This window comes from Candidatus Poribacteria bacterium, from assembly GCA_026702755.1.
GTDB lineage: Bacteria > Poribacteria > WGA-4E > WGA-4E > WGA-3G > WGA-3G.
In genome coordinates, this window is the sequence record JAPPBX010000001.1 from 47,530 (window position 1) to 64,942 (window position 17,413).

The following is a 17,413-nucleotide window of genomic DNA, read 5'->3' on the forward strand; positions in this document are numbered from 1 at the left end:
TAGTGATTTTCACGGAAACCTTTTGAGGAACGTCTCCTCAAATGCCGCCCCTACGGGGAAACCTTATCTTTCTCTGATTCCCATTTCTACACAGATACCATCCCTACGGGATTCAAGAGGTTTTTGAAAACTTCAAGGTTGCTGTGTAAAATCCGGTTGGGTTAGGAAATCACACCATAACTGTCAATTTTAGGAAAATAGACGTGTTTTTTACGCTAAGGGAAGTGTTCTGAAGTGCGAACACCAACCCTATCGCGGAAAAAATCTTCAATGAAGACGTGTTCTTTAGTCCCGTAGGGACGGCATCTATGTAGAAATGCGTTTACCCCAATGCTTTAGCCCCGTAGGGGCGGCACCTGTTTAGATCCTGATCTGAAATGATGTGCGAAATCCTTAAATTGACACCCATGGTGCGGTTAGGAGACCGCACCTATCGATTTTAGAAAACGGATGGGCACCCACAAGGGATGCCCCTACAAAACAATCCTACATGTTATCTGTGAAGATGACAAAGTTCTTTTGGTTGTTGTCCTTCGATGAACGGCTCTCTGCTAATGTTCTCCTCCGGACACTTGCCTGCGCGTCTAAGACGACCACTCACTTTGTCAATCTCCGCGAAGACAATGCCTTCAGGAACAGGAAATTCCTTCTCGGGTCCGCGGGCTGCCTTAATCATGAATTCCGCCCAGATCGGCAGTGCCGCCCACGCCCCTTGTTGATTGTAATTCGGTCGATTCGCTCGATTTTTATCAAATCCGACCCAAACACCGACAATCAAATCCGTAGTATAACCGACGAACCAAGCGTCCACATATTCATTGGTTGTTCCTGTTTTGCCAGCGGCGGGTCGAGTCAGTCCCATTCTTATAGCGCGTCTGCCGGTCCCATGTTTAATCACATTTTCCAAACACGAGGTAATCTGGTACGCCACTTTTTCATCCAGCACGCGGTCACGTTGAACCTGAAGTTCATCGGAGGAATAGATAATGTTCCCGTCTGTGTCCACGACGTACTGAATGTATATCGGCTCCACACGGACACCACCGTTTGCGAAAATTCCATACGCCGAAGTTAACTCAAGAACTGTCATTTCAGCTGCACCTAAGGAGAGTGCAGGGAATGGATTCAGTGGACTTTTAATGCCCATCCTTTTTGCCAAATTTATGACGCGATTTAGCCCCTCCCATGTACCGTTCTCAGCTATAGGTGTCTCCAACACTGCCTTCGCCGTTGGCACGTTAATGGAACTCGTGAGAATGTCGCGTATGATGACCGGTCCTCTAAATCTCCCTTCCGTATAATTGTCTGGAGCCCACCATTGTCCAGGAAAAGGCACCATCCCCCACGGTTCATCAATAATAACCGTTCCGGGTGTTACAATTGAAGGTTCTTCTAACAAGGCAGCAAAAACAATCGGCTTAAAGGCGGAACCGGGTTGCCGCCTTGCAGTTCCAACGGCGCGATTATAGAAACTAATCTGATCTCCGGTGATGTTGTAATCTCTACCGCCTACCATCGCTTTAACGTGCCCCGTCCTCGGTTCAAACGCAATGAGTGCCCCTTGCAAGTAATCATCAATCAGATTAACGCCGTTTGGATTCTGTTTACTATCATCATAATCCGGTAGACTCGTTGGACCGTATGTCTCATCCATCACGCGGAGGTGCTTTGCTGTCCCTTTCTCTGCAACAACCTGCATGGTCATGTCTATAGTTGTGTAAACCTTCAATCCACCACTATACAAATTATCTTTGAGTTCAGGAAGGTCCCTGAGTTTTTCATGGACCTCCTGCAGAAAGTGTCCCGCTTCCTTGAATGCAGTTCTTGTCCCTCTTTGGTGCAGGTTTTGTGGAAAGAGCGGCGCGTCTCGGCTCGCGCGCCATTCAGATTCAGTAGGGATATAGTTTTGATCAAACATCGCGTCAAGCACGAGGTTACGTCGATTTCTGGCTCGTTCCGGGTTGAAAAACGGCGAAAACGCGTGGGGACCTTTCGGAAGTGCTGCGAGCAACGCGCACTCGTGATAGTCTAATTCCGAGACCTCTTTCCCGAAATAACCGAGTGCTGCTTGATGAACGCCGTGATACGTTTTCCCACCATACATGGATCTACCTAAATCAACATGGTTCAGATAGCGCTCAGAAATCTCATCCTTAGAGAAGGCTTTCTCAATTTTCACCGCCAGCAGTATCTCTCTCGCTTTTCGGACATAATCTCTTTTTGACCGCTGATTAAAGAGATAAATATTCCGTGCTAACTGTTGCGTTAGTGTGCTTGTACCAGACAAGCGTTCTCCATATAACACCGTATTTCTAAACGCGCCAGTGAGGCGTATAAGGTCAATTCCCCAATGTTCATAAAATCGTCGATCCTCAATTGCCGTGAATGCCCCTATAACCTTCTCAGACATTTGCAGGAGCGGAATTAGGCGGCGTGTGGAACCTTCATCGTCAGCAAATTCGTCTAACTTCTCCGGTTCAAGGTAGAAATTTTGGCGCACAGAACCATTTTCATTCCGGATAGCGGCAATTTCTCCGTTCTTAACTGAAATTTGAACGTGCCCTGCCTCTACATCAAGATGCGGATATTCAAAATCCCGTAGATGGATACGCACAGTTCCGTTCGGTTTTTTTTCAGCCTTTGGATCCCAAGATACAGGTGCATCCAAAGATACAGCATACGCCCCCGGTGGGCTCAACTTTGGAATGATTTCCGAGACCTTTTTATATTCCAAACGTTCTAACTTATCAAGCAAAAATACAACTTTATCTGTCTTTTGCACTTCACACACTGAAGAGTAAACCTCCAGATGTTGTCGCCACGTCTCAACATCAACATCGTATTCAAGTCGATCTAAGTCAATGTCGCGTACATCTTCCCAACACGCGAGTAGCATACCACCTGCAAACCCGATGCCAGCGAAAACCGCTATAAATATGAGAATGCATGCACTCCAGAAGAGGGTTAGCACTGCCTGAAAACAGTGGTATAAGAATCGAAGCATCTGTTTCTTGCTCCTTGTGTGATATTTAATAGAGAGATTGCGGCTTGAAGGTAGAATTTATTTTTTTAAGGTGTTCTATCCACGCTCGTCTTCCGAACGCGTTTAATTGTACACCCGATTGCTCTCGTTTTTTTCGATGCCTTCGGAATATCTTTTCCGGCGATGACTAAATCCAAAGCGTCTTTGAGATAGTGTCTCGTCGGTTCCTTTGGACTGTTGTCAATGGCACCAGCATAGCGTAGCACACGTTTCCCATCGAGAAGAAAGACTTCAGGGGTTCTTCTCGCCCCGAAATAGTCAGCAATTTTGTTTTCTGGATCTTTTAGCACAGGAAATTCAAAACCGTGCTTCTCGTTGTACGCCGAAATCTCCTCAATCTTCTCCTGTTTGTTTGAATTGATTCCAATAAACTGTACTTTCTTTTCGCCATAAGTTTTAACCAAGGCAACAATCCGCTCCACATAGTCTGTCGCTATTGGGCATTGTGTAGCGAGAAACAGGACAACTGTAGCAGGTTTATCCTCGCTCAGCTTATAGAGCGTATGAGATTCGCCATCAGCATCCTTGCGCGTAAAATCTGCAACGATGGTATCAAGCTTCACCTTCTCTGTTTTCTCTTTCGCCAAACCTACACCCAAGGTTCCGATAACGAAAGCAATGAGCAGACAGACATAACAAAAAGCAACGCGGTGCTTCGCGAAAAAATGTGTAACAAGATTTAGCCTTCGCATTTTGTAGATTTTCCTCTAATTAAGACGTTAATAGCACTGGTCGGTTTCAATTTTCTGATTGAAGGACACGCGAACATGCCGATAGAAAATATTTGATTTTTTTCTTGCTTTTTTAAACTAAATATAGGATAATATATAAATATAAACTGATATTCACTACGGGAGATCAATTCATGGCAAAGCATTTGACCGATAGACAACGCGAGATTTTTAACTATATCCAGCGGCGTATCAAAGAGGGCTATCCACCAACGATACGCGAGATTGGTAGCGAATTCGGCTTCTCTGAAAAGGCTGCACATGATCATCTCAATGCCCTTGAGAAAAAAAAGTATATCGAACGAGAAGATGGCAAGCCACGCGCGATTTCCATATTGAAGGAAGCGGACCCGAAACTCGCCACCAGTAAATGGTTAGAAGGACAAAACGCAAACCCAGTTTTGTCGGAAACGCAACGCGATATTACGGAGATTCCGATTTTTGGGCGCGTAGCAGCAGGCACCCCCCTCCTCGCATCACAGAATATTGAAGGCACCCTTCCGATGCCGACACGCATGCTAAACGATCACGAGTGCTTCGCACTCCGTATTATTGGATCCAGCATGATCGGCGTTGGAATCATGGAAGGTGACTTTGTGATTGTTAGAAGGCAGCCTGATGCCGACCCGGGCGATATTGTCGTAGCAATGGTTGAAGACGAGGCAACAGTGAAACGCTTCTTCGTTGACGGCGATCAAGTCCGGTTACAACCGGAAAATCCGATGATTGAACCAAGCGTCTTCAACACGAGGGACGTGATAATACTCGGTAAAGTTATCGCGCTTCACCGAGAAATGTAGCGACACACGCTTATTCCCGCAATCTTAATCCGATGGGCAGAACGTGATTTCTGCCCATTACCTTCCAAAAACTCTATTTCACATCCAAAAAATCGGTCAATTCGTGTAGATGAGAGAGTTGCACATCTACCATGGACGGATCCGGACACGCTCTGGGTTGATCTCCAACGAGCCACGCCGTCCACATCCCCGCGTTCTTGCCGCCAATCATATCTGCGGAGTAACTATCTCCAACGTAGATGGCATGTGCAGGCGCAACCTTCAATTCTGACAATGCCGCTTCAAAAATGCGAGCGTCCGGCTTTGCTATCCCTAAAACAGTTGAATCTACAATCACCTCAAGCAAAGGCGTGAGTCCATATTCATCACACCAACCGCGAGTATTCCCAAAGTTATTACTAATCACAGCAAGTTGATAGGTGCCGTAAAGCGTCTCGAACCACTGACGATTTGCTGCGAGGATCTCAGTGGCACCCGCGCAAAACCACTCAACGTACTCGTCTTTCATTTTCTCACTCAATCCGAGTCGTTGGTAAATCCCCGCTGCAATCGCATCGGCAGTCTCTCGCAACGAACAACGCGCCGCATGTTCAGACGCAACTGCACCGATCGGTAGCATTGAACCGTCTTGGTACGACCACTCAATAGACGAATCACCGAGTGCGAATTCTGTTATCGTCGCTCTATCGGCCTCGTCAAACGCTTCACGCGTAATTTCTGGATGCCGCTCTTCGATAAACTGATACGTTCGCTCCAACCAATGGATACCGTTTCCATCTAAGGTTCCGCCGAAATCAAATACTAGTGCGCGGATATCCTTCATTCAGTGTTCCTTTTTGTAATTTTGACGTTAGGTAACATGTGTCTTGTGCCGTAATTTTATCTCCAATGCATTTACGACTTCACCGATGCTAATTTCCTTCATGCAAAGATAAGGCACATCTGTTCGCTGACAGGTCCGTTTATAGCACGGGCGACACGAAACGGATTTCTCAATGACTTCATGCCCACTACTATAAGGACGATGCCGCACGGGATCGGTTGGACCGAAGAGTGCGACCGTCGGTGTTCCAACCGCTGCAGCGATGTGCATTGGACCGCTATCACACGTCAAACACACCTCACACCTCTCCAATAACGCTCCGAGTTGCAGAATCGATGTCTTGCCGACAAGATTAATTATCGGGAGTGATGCAGACACGCCTTCCGTGAACGACTCCTCCGTAGGTGATCCAGTTAATACAATTCTGGTCTCTGGTGCGAGATACCCGATCTGTCGGATAACCTCGGCGAAATTCGCCACATCCCACTGTTTTGTCTTCCATGTTGTGCCGAGATTGACGGCAATAAGCCGATCTTGGGGCGATACCCCCTCACGATCCAAGAGACTTTCAACAAACTGCCGGTCGGTATCTGTGTGCCAAAATTCTAAAACATCCGAAACAGCGTCAACATCCAGCAGCTGAAGCACCCGTAGATATCGACGCACCTCATGGACGGTAGTATCGTCTTTGAAGGATCTCGTCAGCAGCATGCCACGCCCACTAATACCCGTCCCCACGCGAATTGGTACTCGGGCAAGAAACGGTAGGAGCGCGTTTCGGAACGAAGTCGGATGCAACACAACAGCAACGTCAAAAGCCCTATCCCGTATCTGGAATACCGACCTTACTATCGATCGGTAGCGTCCCGTCGTCTTGTCATCAACAATGCAAGCGTCAACATAAGGATGGGTCTCCATCAAATCCACGACGCGAGGACGTAAGAGGAGTTCGAGATGGGATTCGGGATAGGCCTGCTTCAAGGCACGCAACGCGGGTGTCAGCAGTACCATATCACCGATCCAACCACCTGTTTGGCACACCAGAATGTTTTGCATTACAGCACCAACGAGAACGCCAAGATTTTGCCTTAGAAAAAGAACGGGTTCGACCAGGCTTTTTTACCGGTTTCGTCTGTCACTTCAACACGAACGTATTTCGCACCGTTCGGAATGCTATACGTCGCCTCAGTCAAGAGTTCACCGTCTGGCAGGAGGATTCGTCGACCGCGACTACACTCCGCTTTAAAAACAATCGATTGTGCTGGCGAACACTTAACCGTTAACTCGTTATCCTCTAACGCTAGATCTTCAATTTCGGGTCCGAGTGTAGAATAAAACGCGCCTGTTCGGAACGCTTTCATGATGCTCTCAATCGTCAACTCTTCCGCTTTCACCATGATCCACCCGTGAAAGCAGTCGTGTTCGGTTCCGTGTGCATCATCTGAAGCGATGCCGAGAACAGGTCCACCTCTATCCAACAAGTCATCCCATGCCTGTTCCGAGAAACCTTTGCCGATGCCCATACACGTGTCGTTGTAGACCTCAATGGCGAAGTACCCGCGTAACGGTAGGTAATCGGTAATCGTGTGTCCGGACCAATACGGATGACACAAAACGGCTTCACCGCCCTGCGCTTTAATCTCATCAAGCACTGCGTTCGGGTGCATCTTTGCGCAATTGATCGTCTCATGAATGTTAATCGCGACAAAATGATAGGTCGCACCGCCATAAGGGTTTGATGGATGAACTTCGCTCCCAGATATTGCCAAAAAGTCTGGTGTACTGTAAGCACTCACATCGTTTACCTTACGGTGATCTGTTAGGACTAAGAAATCGTAGTCCGCTTCACGGTAGGCTGCGAACCGGTCCGACATGGAAAGCTGCCCATCGGATTCCGTACTATGGCTATGTGTATTCCCTCGATACCATTGCCCCGGCTGGCGGAAAGGATTTGCGTTGAACATTGGTTGCTCCTTGTTCGGTGATGATGTGTTCACATCTTTACGGATGATGCATTACTCCACTGGATGGACTTCACACGTCCATATCTATTTTACCATATCCAAAATTCACTTGTCAATAATTGCTCAAATTTCACAGGGTTATTCAGTTTTCCAGAGAAAAAGCGTCAAGTCCCCCTGATAAGGGGGATTTAGGGGGTTAATATCAACGAAAAAACCGAAAACTAAAGAACCCTAAAATTTCACAGGATTATTCAGTTTTCCCGTAAAATATGCGAAAAGTCCCTGATAAGGGGATTTAGGGTTCTTTTGGACAAAAAACCAAAAAATAAATAGACCTACTTACCTTAGAAAAAAAATGGGTTCGACCAAGCTTTTTTACCGGTTTCGTCGGTTATTTCAACCCGAACATACTTGACACTTTCCGGAATGCTATAGGTTGCCTCCGTCAAGAGTTCACCGTCGGGTGGCAGAATTCGCTGACCTCGACTGCATTGTGCTTTAAAAACAATTGATTGTGCTGGCGAGCATTTGACTGTCAACGCTTTATCATCTAACGCCATATCCATAATTTCGGGTCCCATTGTAGAATAGAACGCGCCCGTCCTGAATGCTTCCATGATACTTTCAATCGTCAACTCCTGTGCCTTGACCATAATCCATCCGTGGAAGCAATCGTGATCGGTGCCGTGTGAATCATCAGAAGCGATGCCGAGAACGGGTCCGCCTCTATCCAGCAAATCGTCCCACGCTTGTTCTGAAAATCCTTTGCCGATCTCCATACAGCCATCATTGTAGACTTCAATCGCGAAATAACCCCGCAGCGGTAGATAATCCGTAATTGTGTGTCCAGACCAGTAGGGATGGCATAAAACGGCTTCGCCACCTTGCGCCTTAATCTCATCAAGCACAGCGTTCGGGGGCATCTTTGCGCAATTGATTGTCTCATGGATATTAATCGCGACAAAATGATACGTCGCACCACCATAGGGGTTTTCAGGATGCACCTCGCTTCCTGATATCGCCAGAAAGTCCGACGTGCTGTAAGCACTCACATCGTTTACCTTACGGTGATCTGTTAGGACTAAAAAATCGTAGCCTGCTTCACAGTAGGCTGCGAATCGATCCGACATGGAAAGTTGACCGTCGGATTCTGTGCTATGGCTATGTGTATTTCCTCGGTACCACTGTCCGGGTTGGCGGAAGGGATTTGCGTTGAACATCGATAACTCCTCATTCTGTGATGATATGTTCACGTCTTTAGGCGGTGATGTATGAATCTATTGGATGGATCTCGCATGTCCACATTTATTTTAGCGTGTCTATAGTCCATTGTCAATAATTGTCCGATTGGTAATCAGCCTATGCAATTTTCGATTTTCAATTATCAGCAGGTACGGATTGGTGAGGGGCAACCATAATTGTCTGAATCAGGATTTACAAGATTAGAGGATTTTCAGGATAGGGACGCTTCTTGATTGCCGGAAGCATTCAGTTTTCAGTTAGATTGATTTGTATTCCCGGTCCTCTTCTGTAGGAGCGATCTCTGGATCGCGACGCTTTTGTGGATTAGTAATTACCTCAGTTCCTCTTTTCTTTCCTCAGTCATTTCTTTTTCTTTCAATGTAGAAAGAATTATTGTTAAAAGACAAAAATATGCGAAAATTACTTGACATTATGCGTATAATGTAGTATTATATAATTGCCAGTGGACAAAATTCGGGTTCACCCGTGTGATTGGAAGGCCACGGCCCAGCACAATCCTATATCCCTGGCTTTTTTATTTTCTTTCCCTTAAGGTTTCTGCTGTGAGCGGCTTATTTTGTGTGTAATAGACACCATAATGTGTCTCGCGTGTGTCGTCCATATCGTGTACAAGTCCAAAAGCCTGCCATAGATATACCAAATATCGGTCTTCACCTCGCTCATAAAGCCTCTGTAACGCCCAGATGAAATAATCAACAGCCTGCAAACCGGCATGTTCTTTTGGAGTCGCTGCAGATACCTTCAAGGATACATTGGTTAGTATACTACTGGGTAAATTGATCTGATTTTGTAGCAAATCCGGTGCAAATTCAATTGCTCGACGCAAAGAATGCGTGCGCCCAGATTTGCCGCGTTTTGAGAAGATAATATCGTATCTACTACGCTGGCGTAACCTTTCCTTGAACAACCGACCTGTTAGATAATCATAAAGTTCATTCGGATGATAGCGATAAGCAAGTTCCCGTTTGTTGCGTTGGCGCACATATTCAAGGACACTCAATTTATCAGCAACAACAGCGAAAAAACGTAATCCTTCGGTGTCACGTAAAATCTGAAAAACATCCCTGCGGACTTCTGGTAAATCATCTTTAGCGTGGAATGCGAGTGCTGTTTTACGCTCGTCTGGTTGCATAGATGGTACACGCTTGAAATAAGAATCGCTCATAAGTTGTGCCCGCAGCTCATCAAAACGAACCTTTAATGCCACTGGATCCGGTACATCCAACAAACCAAGTATGAAAAATCGGGAACATCCTTCTGTCCCAACCAATACCTTCCCAGTTCTGGAAAAGAGAGTGCTGTCACCGCCTTCATCTACAAAGTAATGGCGGATCGAAGGATGTATTTCTGGGATTTGTTTACTTTCCATAAAATGTCTTATTCAACGCCCATCTTCCTCACTGACGGCAAAATCTGTGTCCCTTATTTCAGAACAGAGTATGTCGTAGAAATTGGCAAAGAAGTTCGGATTGGTTTTGCGGAGTGTGGTGGCTTAGAAATGGAGTTTCCAAGTTAAAACAATTTATTTTAAATTTACCATGCATCAGGCGAGAAATCAAGGAGATATCCCGTTTTGCTGGGGAAGAGTCCGCGATCGGGAGAGTGCTTCTACAAAAAATCGCGATCGGGAGGTCGCTCCTACAAGCGGATTGGATGCCTATAGCACTGAAAAATAAAAGATTGACAATATCACGTCTCTGTGATATAATTTTGCAAACGCAAGAGACTAAAATTCATAAAATAAGAATATGAAAGCGCAGACCTTCATATTCCATCTCTGCAGGAGAAAATCTTATGAAATCCTACAGGCAAATCGTTGAGGAAGCCAAAACAGAAATCCCAGAGGTAACCATCGACGACGTAAAAGCCGAACAGGAAAAAGACAGCGATTTCGTGTTACTGGATGTGCGTGATGAAGACGAATATCGCGCCGGTTATATCCCTAATGCGGTTCATGTCACACGTGGCATGCTGGAATTTTCGGTTGAAAACTATATTCCCGATCGCGACCAAAAGGTTGTCATTTACTGTGCGGCGGGACTCCGTTCTCTCCTCGCTGCCAAGTCGCTTCGTGAGATGGGTTACACGGACACCGTCTCCCTTGCTGGCGGATATCGCGATTGGTCAGCAGCGGGTTACCCCACTGCTCAAGATAAACCGATGTCGCACGAGCAGCTCGATCGTTACAGCCGACACTTTATGCTCACCGAAGTCGGAGAACAGGGACAAGCGAAACTATTGGATGCCAAGGTGCTACTCGTCGGAGCAGGTGGTTTAGGTTCACCTGCAGGGGTATATCTCGGTGCCGCTGGTGTCGGACACATGGGCATTATCGATTCCGATGTCGTAGAGTTAAGCAATCTACAGCGTCAGATACTTCACCGGACAGAAGCGGTCGGCACACCGAAGGTACAATCCGCGACGACAACAATTAAGTCGTTGAACCCGGATATCGACATCACGCCGTATAACCTTCGGTTAACTGCTGATAACGTTGAAGAAATCTTTTCGGAATACGATCTGATTGTCGATGGATGCGATAATTTCGCCACCCGTTTTCTCGTCAACGATGCCGCTGTGTTGATGAATAAACCGATTGTTCACGGCAGTATTTTCCAATTTGAGGGACAGGTATCACTCTTTAAACCGCACGAGGGACCTTGCTACCGATGCATGTATCCAACACCGCCGCCACCGGGTATGGTGCCCAGCTGAAGTGAAGCCGGTGTCCTGGGCGTGCTCCCAGGCGTGATTGGTGTCATGATGGCAACCGAAGCAATTAAATACATTATCGGTATCGGCGAACCCCTTATCGGTAGGCTCATCCTCTATGACGCACTCAGCATGACCTATCGCGAGATGAAAATTAACCGAGATGAGAATTGCCCACTTTGTGGCGACAACCCAACCGTTACCAAACTGATTGATGATTACGAAGCAGCGGCGGAAAATCCAGAAACTTTTGCCCCCGCCGCTGATTAACCCTTAGCAATCGATCTTGTGATCGAGAGGACTCCGAAGAGGCACGTATATGCTACCTTGCCCTGATTGTAATAATCCGTTGACGCAGTTTCCGATTGAACAAAACGACACAGATCTCGTCAGTTGCGACGGCTGCTACGGGGTCTGGCTTGTTTATCCGGGTGATGATCTTGAGCGTGTAGATAACGTCACTTTTGATGACCTTGTTGAAGCATACGGCACCGAGTATCCGATTGATGTTGACCCAAGCACGGTCGAACTCCCCGAAGAAGTCGAAGACGCGCTGATGTAACTGAGAGAATGCACGCTGCGTTCTACAACAGTAGAAGTAATCTTCAAATCGTTTAATGAATGCGCAGTTTGTCTCTGTTTGAGATTTTGCGCTCTTTCACGCAAAATGTAGAAAAATGTAGCACTTTTTTCTGCAATCTGCTATAATGGTTTTTAATCTACTTTTTAAGGAGGTTTGTTGTTAATGCGAACTACCATTCTACTGACAATGTTGATCCTTATTGTTTCGCCCGCATTCGCACAAAAATATATAAGTTGGGAAGCGGAAGACTTTAACGATTCAAACGGCACGAAATTTGAAGTCTTTGATGTTCCGTCCGATCAGCCGGGCAACGCAGGTGAAGGCGTAGACGATTACACCGTCGCCGAAGCGTCCGGCGGTGCTTTCATCGGCTCAGCGAACGGTACTGGAAACGATGGCGGTGATTGGGTAAAATATGAATTCTCAGTCGACGCAGGTGATTGGCACTTCTGGGGACGTGTTATCGCTCCGTCAGTTGCTGATAACTCTGCTTACTGGGCACTCGATGCCGCCGATGGTGATGTTGCTTCGACCAATAACGCCACCATGAATATCTGGGATTTCTTTGAAGCAGGGGAACTCCGGGAAAACTATACGACTGACTGGGTCTGGTTCCGATTGAATTCGCGCGACGGTCCATTTGAAGGATTCGAGCTTGTTCAACACAACGAGGATCCGGTTCCCGTGGAACTGGATGCCGGTGATCATACACTGCACATCGCCCATCGCGAAGATGGCACATATATCGACCAAATTTTCGCGACAACAGATGTCGAATTCGATCCGAATGAAACCGATCCACAGACTGCCGTTGAACCGCAAAACAAACTTACGACAACTTGGGGTGCGCTCAAAGGCGGATTCTAAGTAGAACAAACATTTAAAAGCACCCACGCGTTGGGTGCTTTTATTTTTTTTAAACTAACTGCTACCAACAGCGCGGGATATACGGAAACATTGAAAAACGACTGTTATTTCTCGCTGAGTGCCAAGACAGAAATCCTCCTATTCGCCTGCCTGATACTTATCAGCTGCACTGCGATACCGTCCGCGGCTGAAACAACACTCCACTTTACGGATCAGACGCAGCAAGCCGGTATCCACTTCAAACACACCAACGGCGCATCCGAACAGAAATACCTCCCAGAAACGATGGGATCCGGTGGACTCTTTTTCGACTACGACAACGATGGGCATCTCGACATCTATCTCGTCAACAGCGGTACTCTCAGTCGCACGCCACAGCCCCACAGACCTCCTGACCATACGAATGTTCTCTATCGCAATCAGGGGGATGGAACATTTGTCGATGTCCCAGTAGGTGCAGGACTTCAACAAAACAAGGGTTACGGGATGGGATGTCTCGCTGCAGATTACGACAACGACGGCGACGCTGACCTCTACCTCACCAATTTCGGTAAAAACCAGTTATACCGGAACAACGGTGACGGCACCTTTACCGACGTTACATCGCACGCGGGTGTCGGGGACGGCAACTGGAGTGTCAGTGCCTCCTTCGGCGATTTCAACCTTGACGGATACCTCGATCTTTACGTAGCGAACTATCTGGACTATCAACTTGAAGCAGCTCATGCCTGCTTTCTGGAAGGGGTTCACATCTACTGTGGTCCGCACGAATATCCGGGTGCACGTGATACGCTTTATCGAAACAACGGCGATGGCACTTTCACGGACGTTACAACTCGTGTGGGGGTTAACAACACCGGTAAAGGGTTAGGCGTACTCTTCACAGATTACAATGATGACGGTTATCCAGACATCTTCGTCGCTAATGATGCCGTTCCTGATTTTCTTTATCGCAACAACAGAGATGGCACCTTCACAGACATGGCTGGCACGGTAGGTGTCGCCTATAATTCAGAAGGGCGGGCAACCGCCAGCATGGGTATCGCCTCTGGTGACTACAATAACGACGCGATTGGAGACTTTTTTATTACCAATTTTTCCTTAGAAATTAACAGCCTCTTTCACAACGACGGTGATGGTTTCTACACGATGACAACATTTGAAGCGGGACTTGCCGATTCAAGTTTTTCACAACTCGGTTTCGGAACCCAGTTTCTCGACGCGGACAACAACGGTGCGCTTGATCTTTTCGTCGCAAACGGGCATGTATGGGACAACGTATCAGATATTACGCCATCGCTCTCCTACAAACAGAAGTGTCAGATTTTTAAGAACACAGGAGACGGGCAGTTCAAAGATGTATCCGAGACAGCAGGTCCATTCTTCAAGCGTCCTATTGTCGGGCGCGGTGTAGCCATCGGCGACTATAACAACGACGGTGCAATGGATATTCTCGTTACACGTTGCGGTGAAGTCCCCGTGTTACTGCGAAATGATTCCCGAACACACAACTGGGTAAAAATCCGACTCGTCGGGACTGAAAGCAATCGTGATGGTATCGGGGCGAAAGTCTGGGTCCAGACAAACGAAACAATGCAGTTCAGAGAAGCGATTTGTGGTGGAAGTTACGCCTCTGGTAGCGAACTCATGCTCCATTTTGGTATCGGCACACACGAAACAATCCAATCCATCAAAGTAAAATGGCAAAACAGGCACACCCAAACACTGGATTTCTCAGACAGTCCGGTAAATCAAACTATACACATCACTGAAAACCCACCGAATTAGATTTAATTCCTACTTAACAGGCAATAAACTTCGTCTTACAAGTGATGTGTTGTAGTAATGCGATTCATCGCACGTTCTAAAGGTATCTATAACGGGCAATAAATTGCCCTACTACGAGCGGGCGGACTTGAAGCGTGAAAAACTAAATAATCCTACATTTCGGTTGACATTATTTGACACCCGCGCGTATAATAGTAATACAATTAGATTTGATGATAGAGGCAGACTTGGAAGCCTCAATTTTTTGACTTTATTTAATATGTGAGGAATAATCGATTGGCTCAACAGAAAGCAACTAACATTACGTGGCACGACGCAGCTGTCACAGTAGAAGACAGAGAAAAATTGTTGAATCAGAAAGGCTGTGTGATTTGGTTTACAGGTCTTTCGGGTTCAGGGAAATCAACATTAGCGAACGCAGTCGAACAATTATTACACCAACAGCGGCACCACACCTATGTCTTGGATGGCGATAATGTCCGACACGGATTGAACAAGAATTTGGGATTTTCACCCGAAGACCGCGAGGAAAACATCCGGCGCATCGGTGAAGTGGCGAAACTTTTTGCGGATGCGGGAACCATCGTCATGACAGCCTTCATCTCACCTTATCGTGCCGACAGGGATCAAGCAAGGGAACTCATTGCTGAGGGCAGGTTTGTTGAAGTTTTTGTCGACTGTCCGCTTGAAGTCTGCGAAGAACGCGACACGAAGGGCTTATATAAAAAGGCACGCGCTGGAGAGATTAAGGAATTTACCGGTATCAGTGCACCTTATGAACCGCCTCCGAACCCTGAAATCACGGTGAATACAGCAGAACTTTCCCTTGAAGAATCCGCGCATGCAGTCGTTGCGTCCCTTGTAGAAGCTGGCTTAGTTCCGGCTGGAAACTAAAACGCGAGAAAAGGTATATCGCGCAACGCGAACGGTGCCGCACCGAGAACATAGAAATGGAAGCAATCATCAGGAACTTCAATGAAAATGGGTTCGCTATTCTACGCGGCATTTTGGAGCAGGAAACGCTTGACGCTATCAAACACGAATGCGAGGCGTTAGTTGCCGAACTCGCGTTGCAGCGGTCTGCTGAAGGTAAACTGACGAATACATATCCCGACACTCCTTTTGAAACCCGCCTGATTCGGCTCTACGAAAATTACCCAGATGAAAATCCGACGATCTTTCGTCCTGAACTGCATCGGGAAGGGTTTTTCGGCGTGTTCGCACATTCTACCCTACTTGAACTCGCGGGTATCATCCTCGGTCCAGAGATCCGATTGTATCCGAACTATTCCGTCCGTCCAAAGTTACCCGCAAACAAACGAACTGAGGTCCTATGGCATCAAGATGCTGGCTATACTTCAAAAGAAGCAGATGTCTTACGGATGATGAACGTCTGGACCCCTTTAGTACCCGTCAATGTTGAAAATGGGTGTATGGAATTCATTCCGCAGAGCCACAAGTGGGGCGTTGTTCCGCACGAACAAGACGAATACTATCTCCGCATCCACGATGATTATATCAAGCCGGTTGAAGGAGATGCGGTACGTATTGAGATTGAGCCGGGAGATGTCGTTATTTTCAGTAATCTCTTATTTCACCGCGGTTTGCCGAACCGTACTGAATACATACGCTGGAGCTTAGATTGGCGCTATCAAGATGCCAGGCAACCGACGCTCCGGACAACACAAGGACATTTACTGAGTTCACAACGGACACCGGACGCGGTCGTCAAAGACGCTAAGACGTGGGCAAAACTCGAATTTTCCTAAATTAAAAACGAGCGCGTGAAACTTGGAACGAAGTGGAAAGCGGGTGTACGAAGAAGAACGATCTCGTCTGAACTTGCCACACCGAACCGCAAGGAAAATTAAAAGCATGAAACTAATTCAATTTCATTTACCCAACTTAGGGAAGCGGGTTGGGATTGTCACCCGCGATGAGGAAGTGATCGACGTAACCAGCGAGGAATCACCGGGCGTATTAGAAGTCCTGGAACTCGCAGATAGGGAACAGGTGAGCATTGGGGTCATACTTGCCGATATCCAAGAGAGAGTAGCAACCCCCGCACCGATCCAACTCGGTACACTGCCAGGTACAGGAAATGAATCTACTGAATCCGACGGGCTTACGCTCAAGAAATTAGATGTTGCCCCCGACGAAAATGTTCCACACCTCTTATTCCCGATCGATTCCCCTGAAGTTTGGGGATGCGGAGTAACCTACAAACGCAGTGCGGATATGCGCGACGACGATAGCGAACAGGATATCTACAGCCGCGTCTATTACGCCGACCGTCCAGAGATATTTTTCAAAGCGACTCCGGCACGTTGTGTCGGACCGAACGGTTTCATTGGCATTCGGAGTGATTCCACGCTAACAGCAACCGAACCAGAACTCGCCTACGTCCTCGGCAGCGAAGGAGAAATCATCGGATACACCCTCTGTAATGACGTATCCGCATGGGACATTGAACGCGACAACCCACTCTATCTCCCACAATCCAAAGTCTTTTACGGATGCTGTGCACTTGGTCCTATGCTTGTTACACCATCTGAAATAGACGATCCGTACAATCTGGACATGCAGTGCACCGTCCTTCGCGATGGAGAGACACTCTATCAAGGTGATGTCAACACGTCTCAAATCAACTGGAAATTTGAAGAACTCACCGAATTCCTGATGCGTGATAATCCAATTCCGTTTGGGACCGTTGTTTCGACAGGCACTGGCATTATTGTTCCGAACGATCTACCGCTCGCCGCAGGGGATGTTGTCCAGATAGAAATCGACGGGTTCGGCACGCTGTCAAACCCCGTTAAGCAACTTTAGGAGACAAGAC

At 47.1% G+C, this 17,413-nt stretch carries 15 protein-coding genes; 8 read left to right on the plus strand and 7 right to left on the minus strand.

Translation table 11 applies throughout. From position 1 onward, the window contains the following. Window positions 1-493: 493 nt before the first annotated feature. Both OXH39_00215 and OXH39_00220 read right to left on the minus strand, forming a co-directional pair. Window positions 494-3,004, minus strand: a complete 2,511-nt coding sequence (locus OXH39_00215) for a transglycosylase domain-containing protein (protein ID MCY3548853.1) — start codon at window positions 3,002-3,004, stop codon at window positions 494-496. A gap of 65 nt (window positions 3,005-3,069) precedes the next feature. Continuing rightward, window positions 3,070-3,735 carry a thioredoxin family protein gene (locus tag OXH39_00220; GenBank protein ID MCY3548854.1) on the minus strand — a complete coding sequence of 222 codons (666 nt, stop codon included), beginning with the start codon at window positions 3,733-3,735 and terminating at the stop codon, window positions 3,070-3,072. Window positions 3,736-3,908: 173 nt separating this feature from the next. On the opposite strand from OXH39_00220, the gene lexA reads away from it, so the two are divergent. Then, window positions 3,909-4,574 carry a transcriptional repressor LexA gene (gene lexA / locus OXH39_00225; GenBank protein ID MCY3548855.1) on the plus strand — a complete coding sequence of 222 codons (666 nt, stop codon included), beginning with the start codon at window positions 3,909-3,911 and terminating at the stop codon, window positions 4,572-4,574. A 73-nt stretch (window positions 4,575-4,647) separates the two neighbouring features. Here the strand turns inward: lexA and OXH39_00230 are convergent, their stop codons facing one another. The 5 genes from OXH39_00230 to OXH39_00250 form a co-directional block, all read right to left on the minus strand. After that, window positions 4,648-5,397 (minus strand): HAD family hydrolase, encoded by a 750-nt coding sequence (locus OXH39_00230; protein MCY3548856.1) that lies wholly within the window; start codon window positions 5,395-5,397, stop codon window positions 4,648-4,650. 27 nt (window positions 5,398-5,424) lie between these two features. Beyond that, window positions 5,425-6,453, minus strand: a complete 1,029-nt coding sequence (gene waaF / locus OXH39_00235; GenBank protein ID MCY3548857.1) for a lipopolysaccharide heptosyltransferase II — start codon at window positions 6,451-6,453, stop codon at window positions 5,425-5,427. Window positions 6,454-6,485: 32 nt separating this feature from the next. Continuing rightward, a complete protein-coding gene (locus tag OXH39_00240) occupies window positions 6,486-7,361 on the minus strand; it encodes a CehA/McbA family metallohydrolase (GenBank protein MCY3548858.1) in 876 nt (291 codons plus the stop codon). Window positions 7,362-7,705: 344 nt separating this feature from the next. Further along, on the minus strand, window positions 7,706-8,581 hold the full coding sequence (locus OXH39_00245; GenBank protein ID MCY3548859.1) for a CehA/McbA family metallohydrolase: 876 nt from the start codon (window positions 8,579-8,581) through the stop codon (window positions 7,706-7,708). A gap of 557 nt (window positions 8,582-9,138) precedes the next feature. Further along, entirely contained in the window at window positions 9,139-9,993 is an 855-nt protein-coding gene (locus OXH39_00250; protein MCY3548860.1) for a DUF3800 domain-containing protein, read from the minus strand. 425 nt (window positions 9,994-10,418) lie between these two features. Between OXH39_00250 and moeB the strand changes: the two genes are divergently transcribed. The 7 genes from moeB to OXH39_00285 all read left to right on the plus strand — a co-directional run bounded on the left by moeB (window position 10,419) and on the right by OXH39_00285 (window position 17,403). Then, a complete protein-coding gene (gene moeB / locus OXH39_00255) occupies window positions 10,419-11,606 on the plus strand; it encodes a molybdopterin-synthase adenylyltransferase MoeB (GenBank protein ID MCY3548861.1) in 1,188 nt (395 codons plus the stop codon). A gap of 49 nt (window positions 11,607-11,655) precedes the next feature. Beyond that, a complete protein-coding gene (locus tag OXH39_00260; GenBank protein ID MCY3548862.1) occupies window positions 11,656-11,898 on the plus strand; it encodes a zf-TFIIB domain-containing protein in 243 nt (80 codons plus the stop codon). 183 nt (window positions 11,899-12,081) lie between these two features. Beyond that, the gene (locus tag OXH39_00265; GenBank protein ID MCY3548863.1) at window positions 12,082-12,786 is read left to right on the plus strand and encodes a hypothetical protein; all 705 of its coding nucleotides are present in this window, start codon (window positions 12,082-12,084) and stop codon (window positions 12,784-12,786) included. 90 nt (window positions 12,787-12,876) lie between these two features. Continuing rightward, window positions 12,877-14,574, plus strand: coding sequence for a CRTAC1 family protein (locus OXH39_00270; protein MCY3548864.1), 1,698 nt, complete (start codon window positions 12,877-12,879; stop codon window positions 14,572-14,574). A 276-nt stretch (window positions 14,575-14,850) separates the two neighbouring features. Next, window positions 14,851-15,468 (plus strand): adenylyl-sulfate kinase, encoded by a 618-nt coding sequence (cysC, locus tag OXH39_00275; GenBank protein MCY3548865.1) that lies wholly within the window; start codon window positions 14,851-14,853, stop codon window positions 15,466-15,468. A gap of 56 nt (window positions 15,469-15,524) precedes the next feature. Next, the gene (locus tag OXH39_00280) at window positions 15,525-16,343 is read left to right on the plus strand and encodes a phytanoyl-CoA dioxygenase family protein (GenBank protein MCY3548866.1); all 819 of its coding nucleotides are present in this window, start codon (window positions 15,525-15,527) and stop codon (window positions 16,341-16,343) included. Window positions 16,344-16,449: 106 nt separating this feature from the next. After that, on the plus strand, window positions 16,450-17,403 hold the full coding sequence (locus OXH39_00285; protein MCY3548867.1) for a fumarylacetoacetate hydrolase family protein: 954 nt from the start codon (window positions 16,450-16,452) through the stop codon (window positions 17,401-17,403). Window positions 17,404-17,413: the final 10 nt, after the last annotated feature.

Bases quoted from the DNA above. Each gene is read 5' to 3' on its own strand.
- OXH39_00215 (MCY3548853.1), bottom strand. From the start codon at position 3,004: ATGCTTCGATTCTTATACCACTGTTTTCAGGCAGTGCTAACCCTCTTC.
- OXH39_00220 (MCY3548854.1), bottom strand. From the start codon at position 3,735: ATGCGAAGGCTAAATCTTGTTACACATTTTTTCGCGAAGCACCGCGTT.
- lexA (MCY3548855.1), top strand. From the start codon at position 3,909: ATGGCAAAGCATTTGACCGATAGACAACGCGAGATTTTTAACTATATC.
- OXH39_00230 (MCY3548856.1), bottom strand. From the start codon at position 5,397: ATGAAGGATATCCGCGCACTAGTATTTGATTTCGGCGGAACCTTAGAT.
- waaF (MCY3548857.1), bottom strand. From the start codon at position 6,453: ATGCAAAACATTCTGGTGTGCCAAACAGGTGGTTGGATCGGTGATATG.
- OXH39_00240 (MCY3548858.1), bottom strand. From the start codon at position 7,361: ATGTTCAACGCAAATCCTTTCCGCCAGCCGGGGCAATGGTATCGAGGG.
- OXH39_00245 (MCY3548859.1), bottom strand. From the start codon at position 8,581: ATGTTCAACGCAAATCCCTTCCGCCAACCCGGACAGTGGTACCGAGGA.
- OXH39_00250 (MCY3548860.1), bottom strand. From the start codon at position 9,993: ATGGAAAGTAAACAAATCCCAGAAATACATCCTTCGATCCGCCATTAC.
- OXH39_00260 (MCY3548862.1), top strand. From the start codon at position 11,656: ATGCTACCTTGCCCTGATTGTAATAATCCGTTGACGCAGTTTCCGATT.
- OXH39_00265 (MCY3548863.1), top strand. From the start codon at position 12,082: ATGCGAACTACCATTCTACTGACAATGTTGATCCTTATTGTTTCGCCC.
- OXH39_00280 (MCY3548866.1), top strand. From the start codon at position 15,525: ATGGAAGCAATCATCAGGAACTTCAATGAAAATGGGTTCGCTATTCTA.
- OXH39_00285 (MCY3548867.1), top strand. From the start codon at position 16,450: ATGAAACTAATTCAATTTCATTTACCCAACTTAGGGAAGCGGGTTGGG.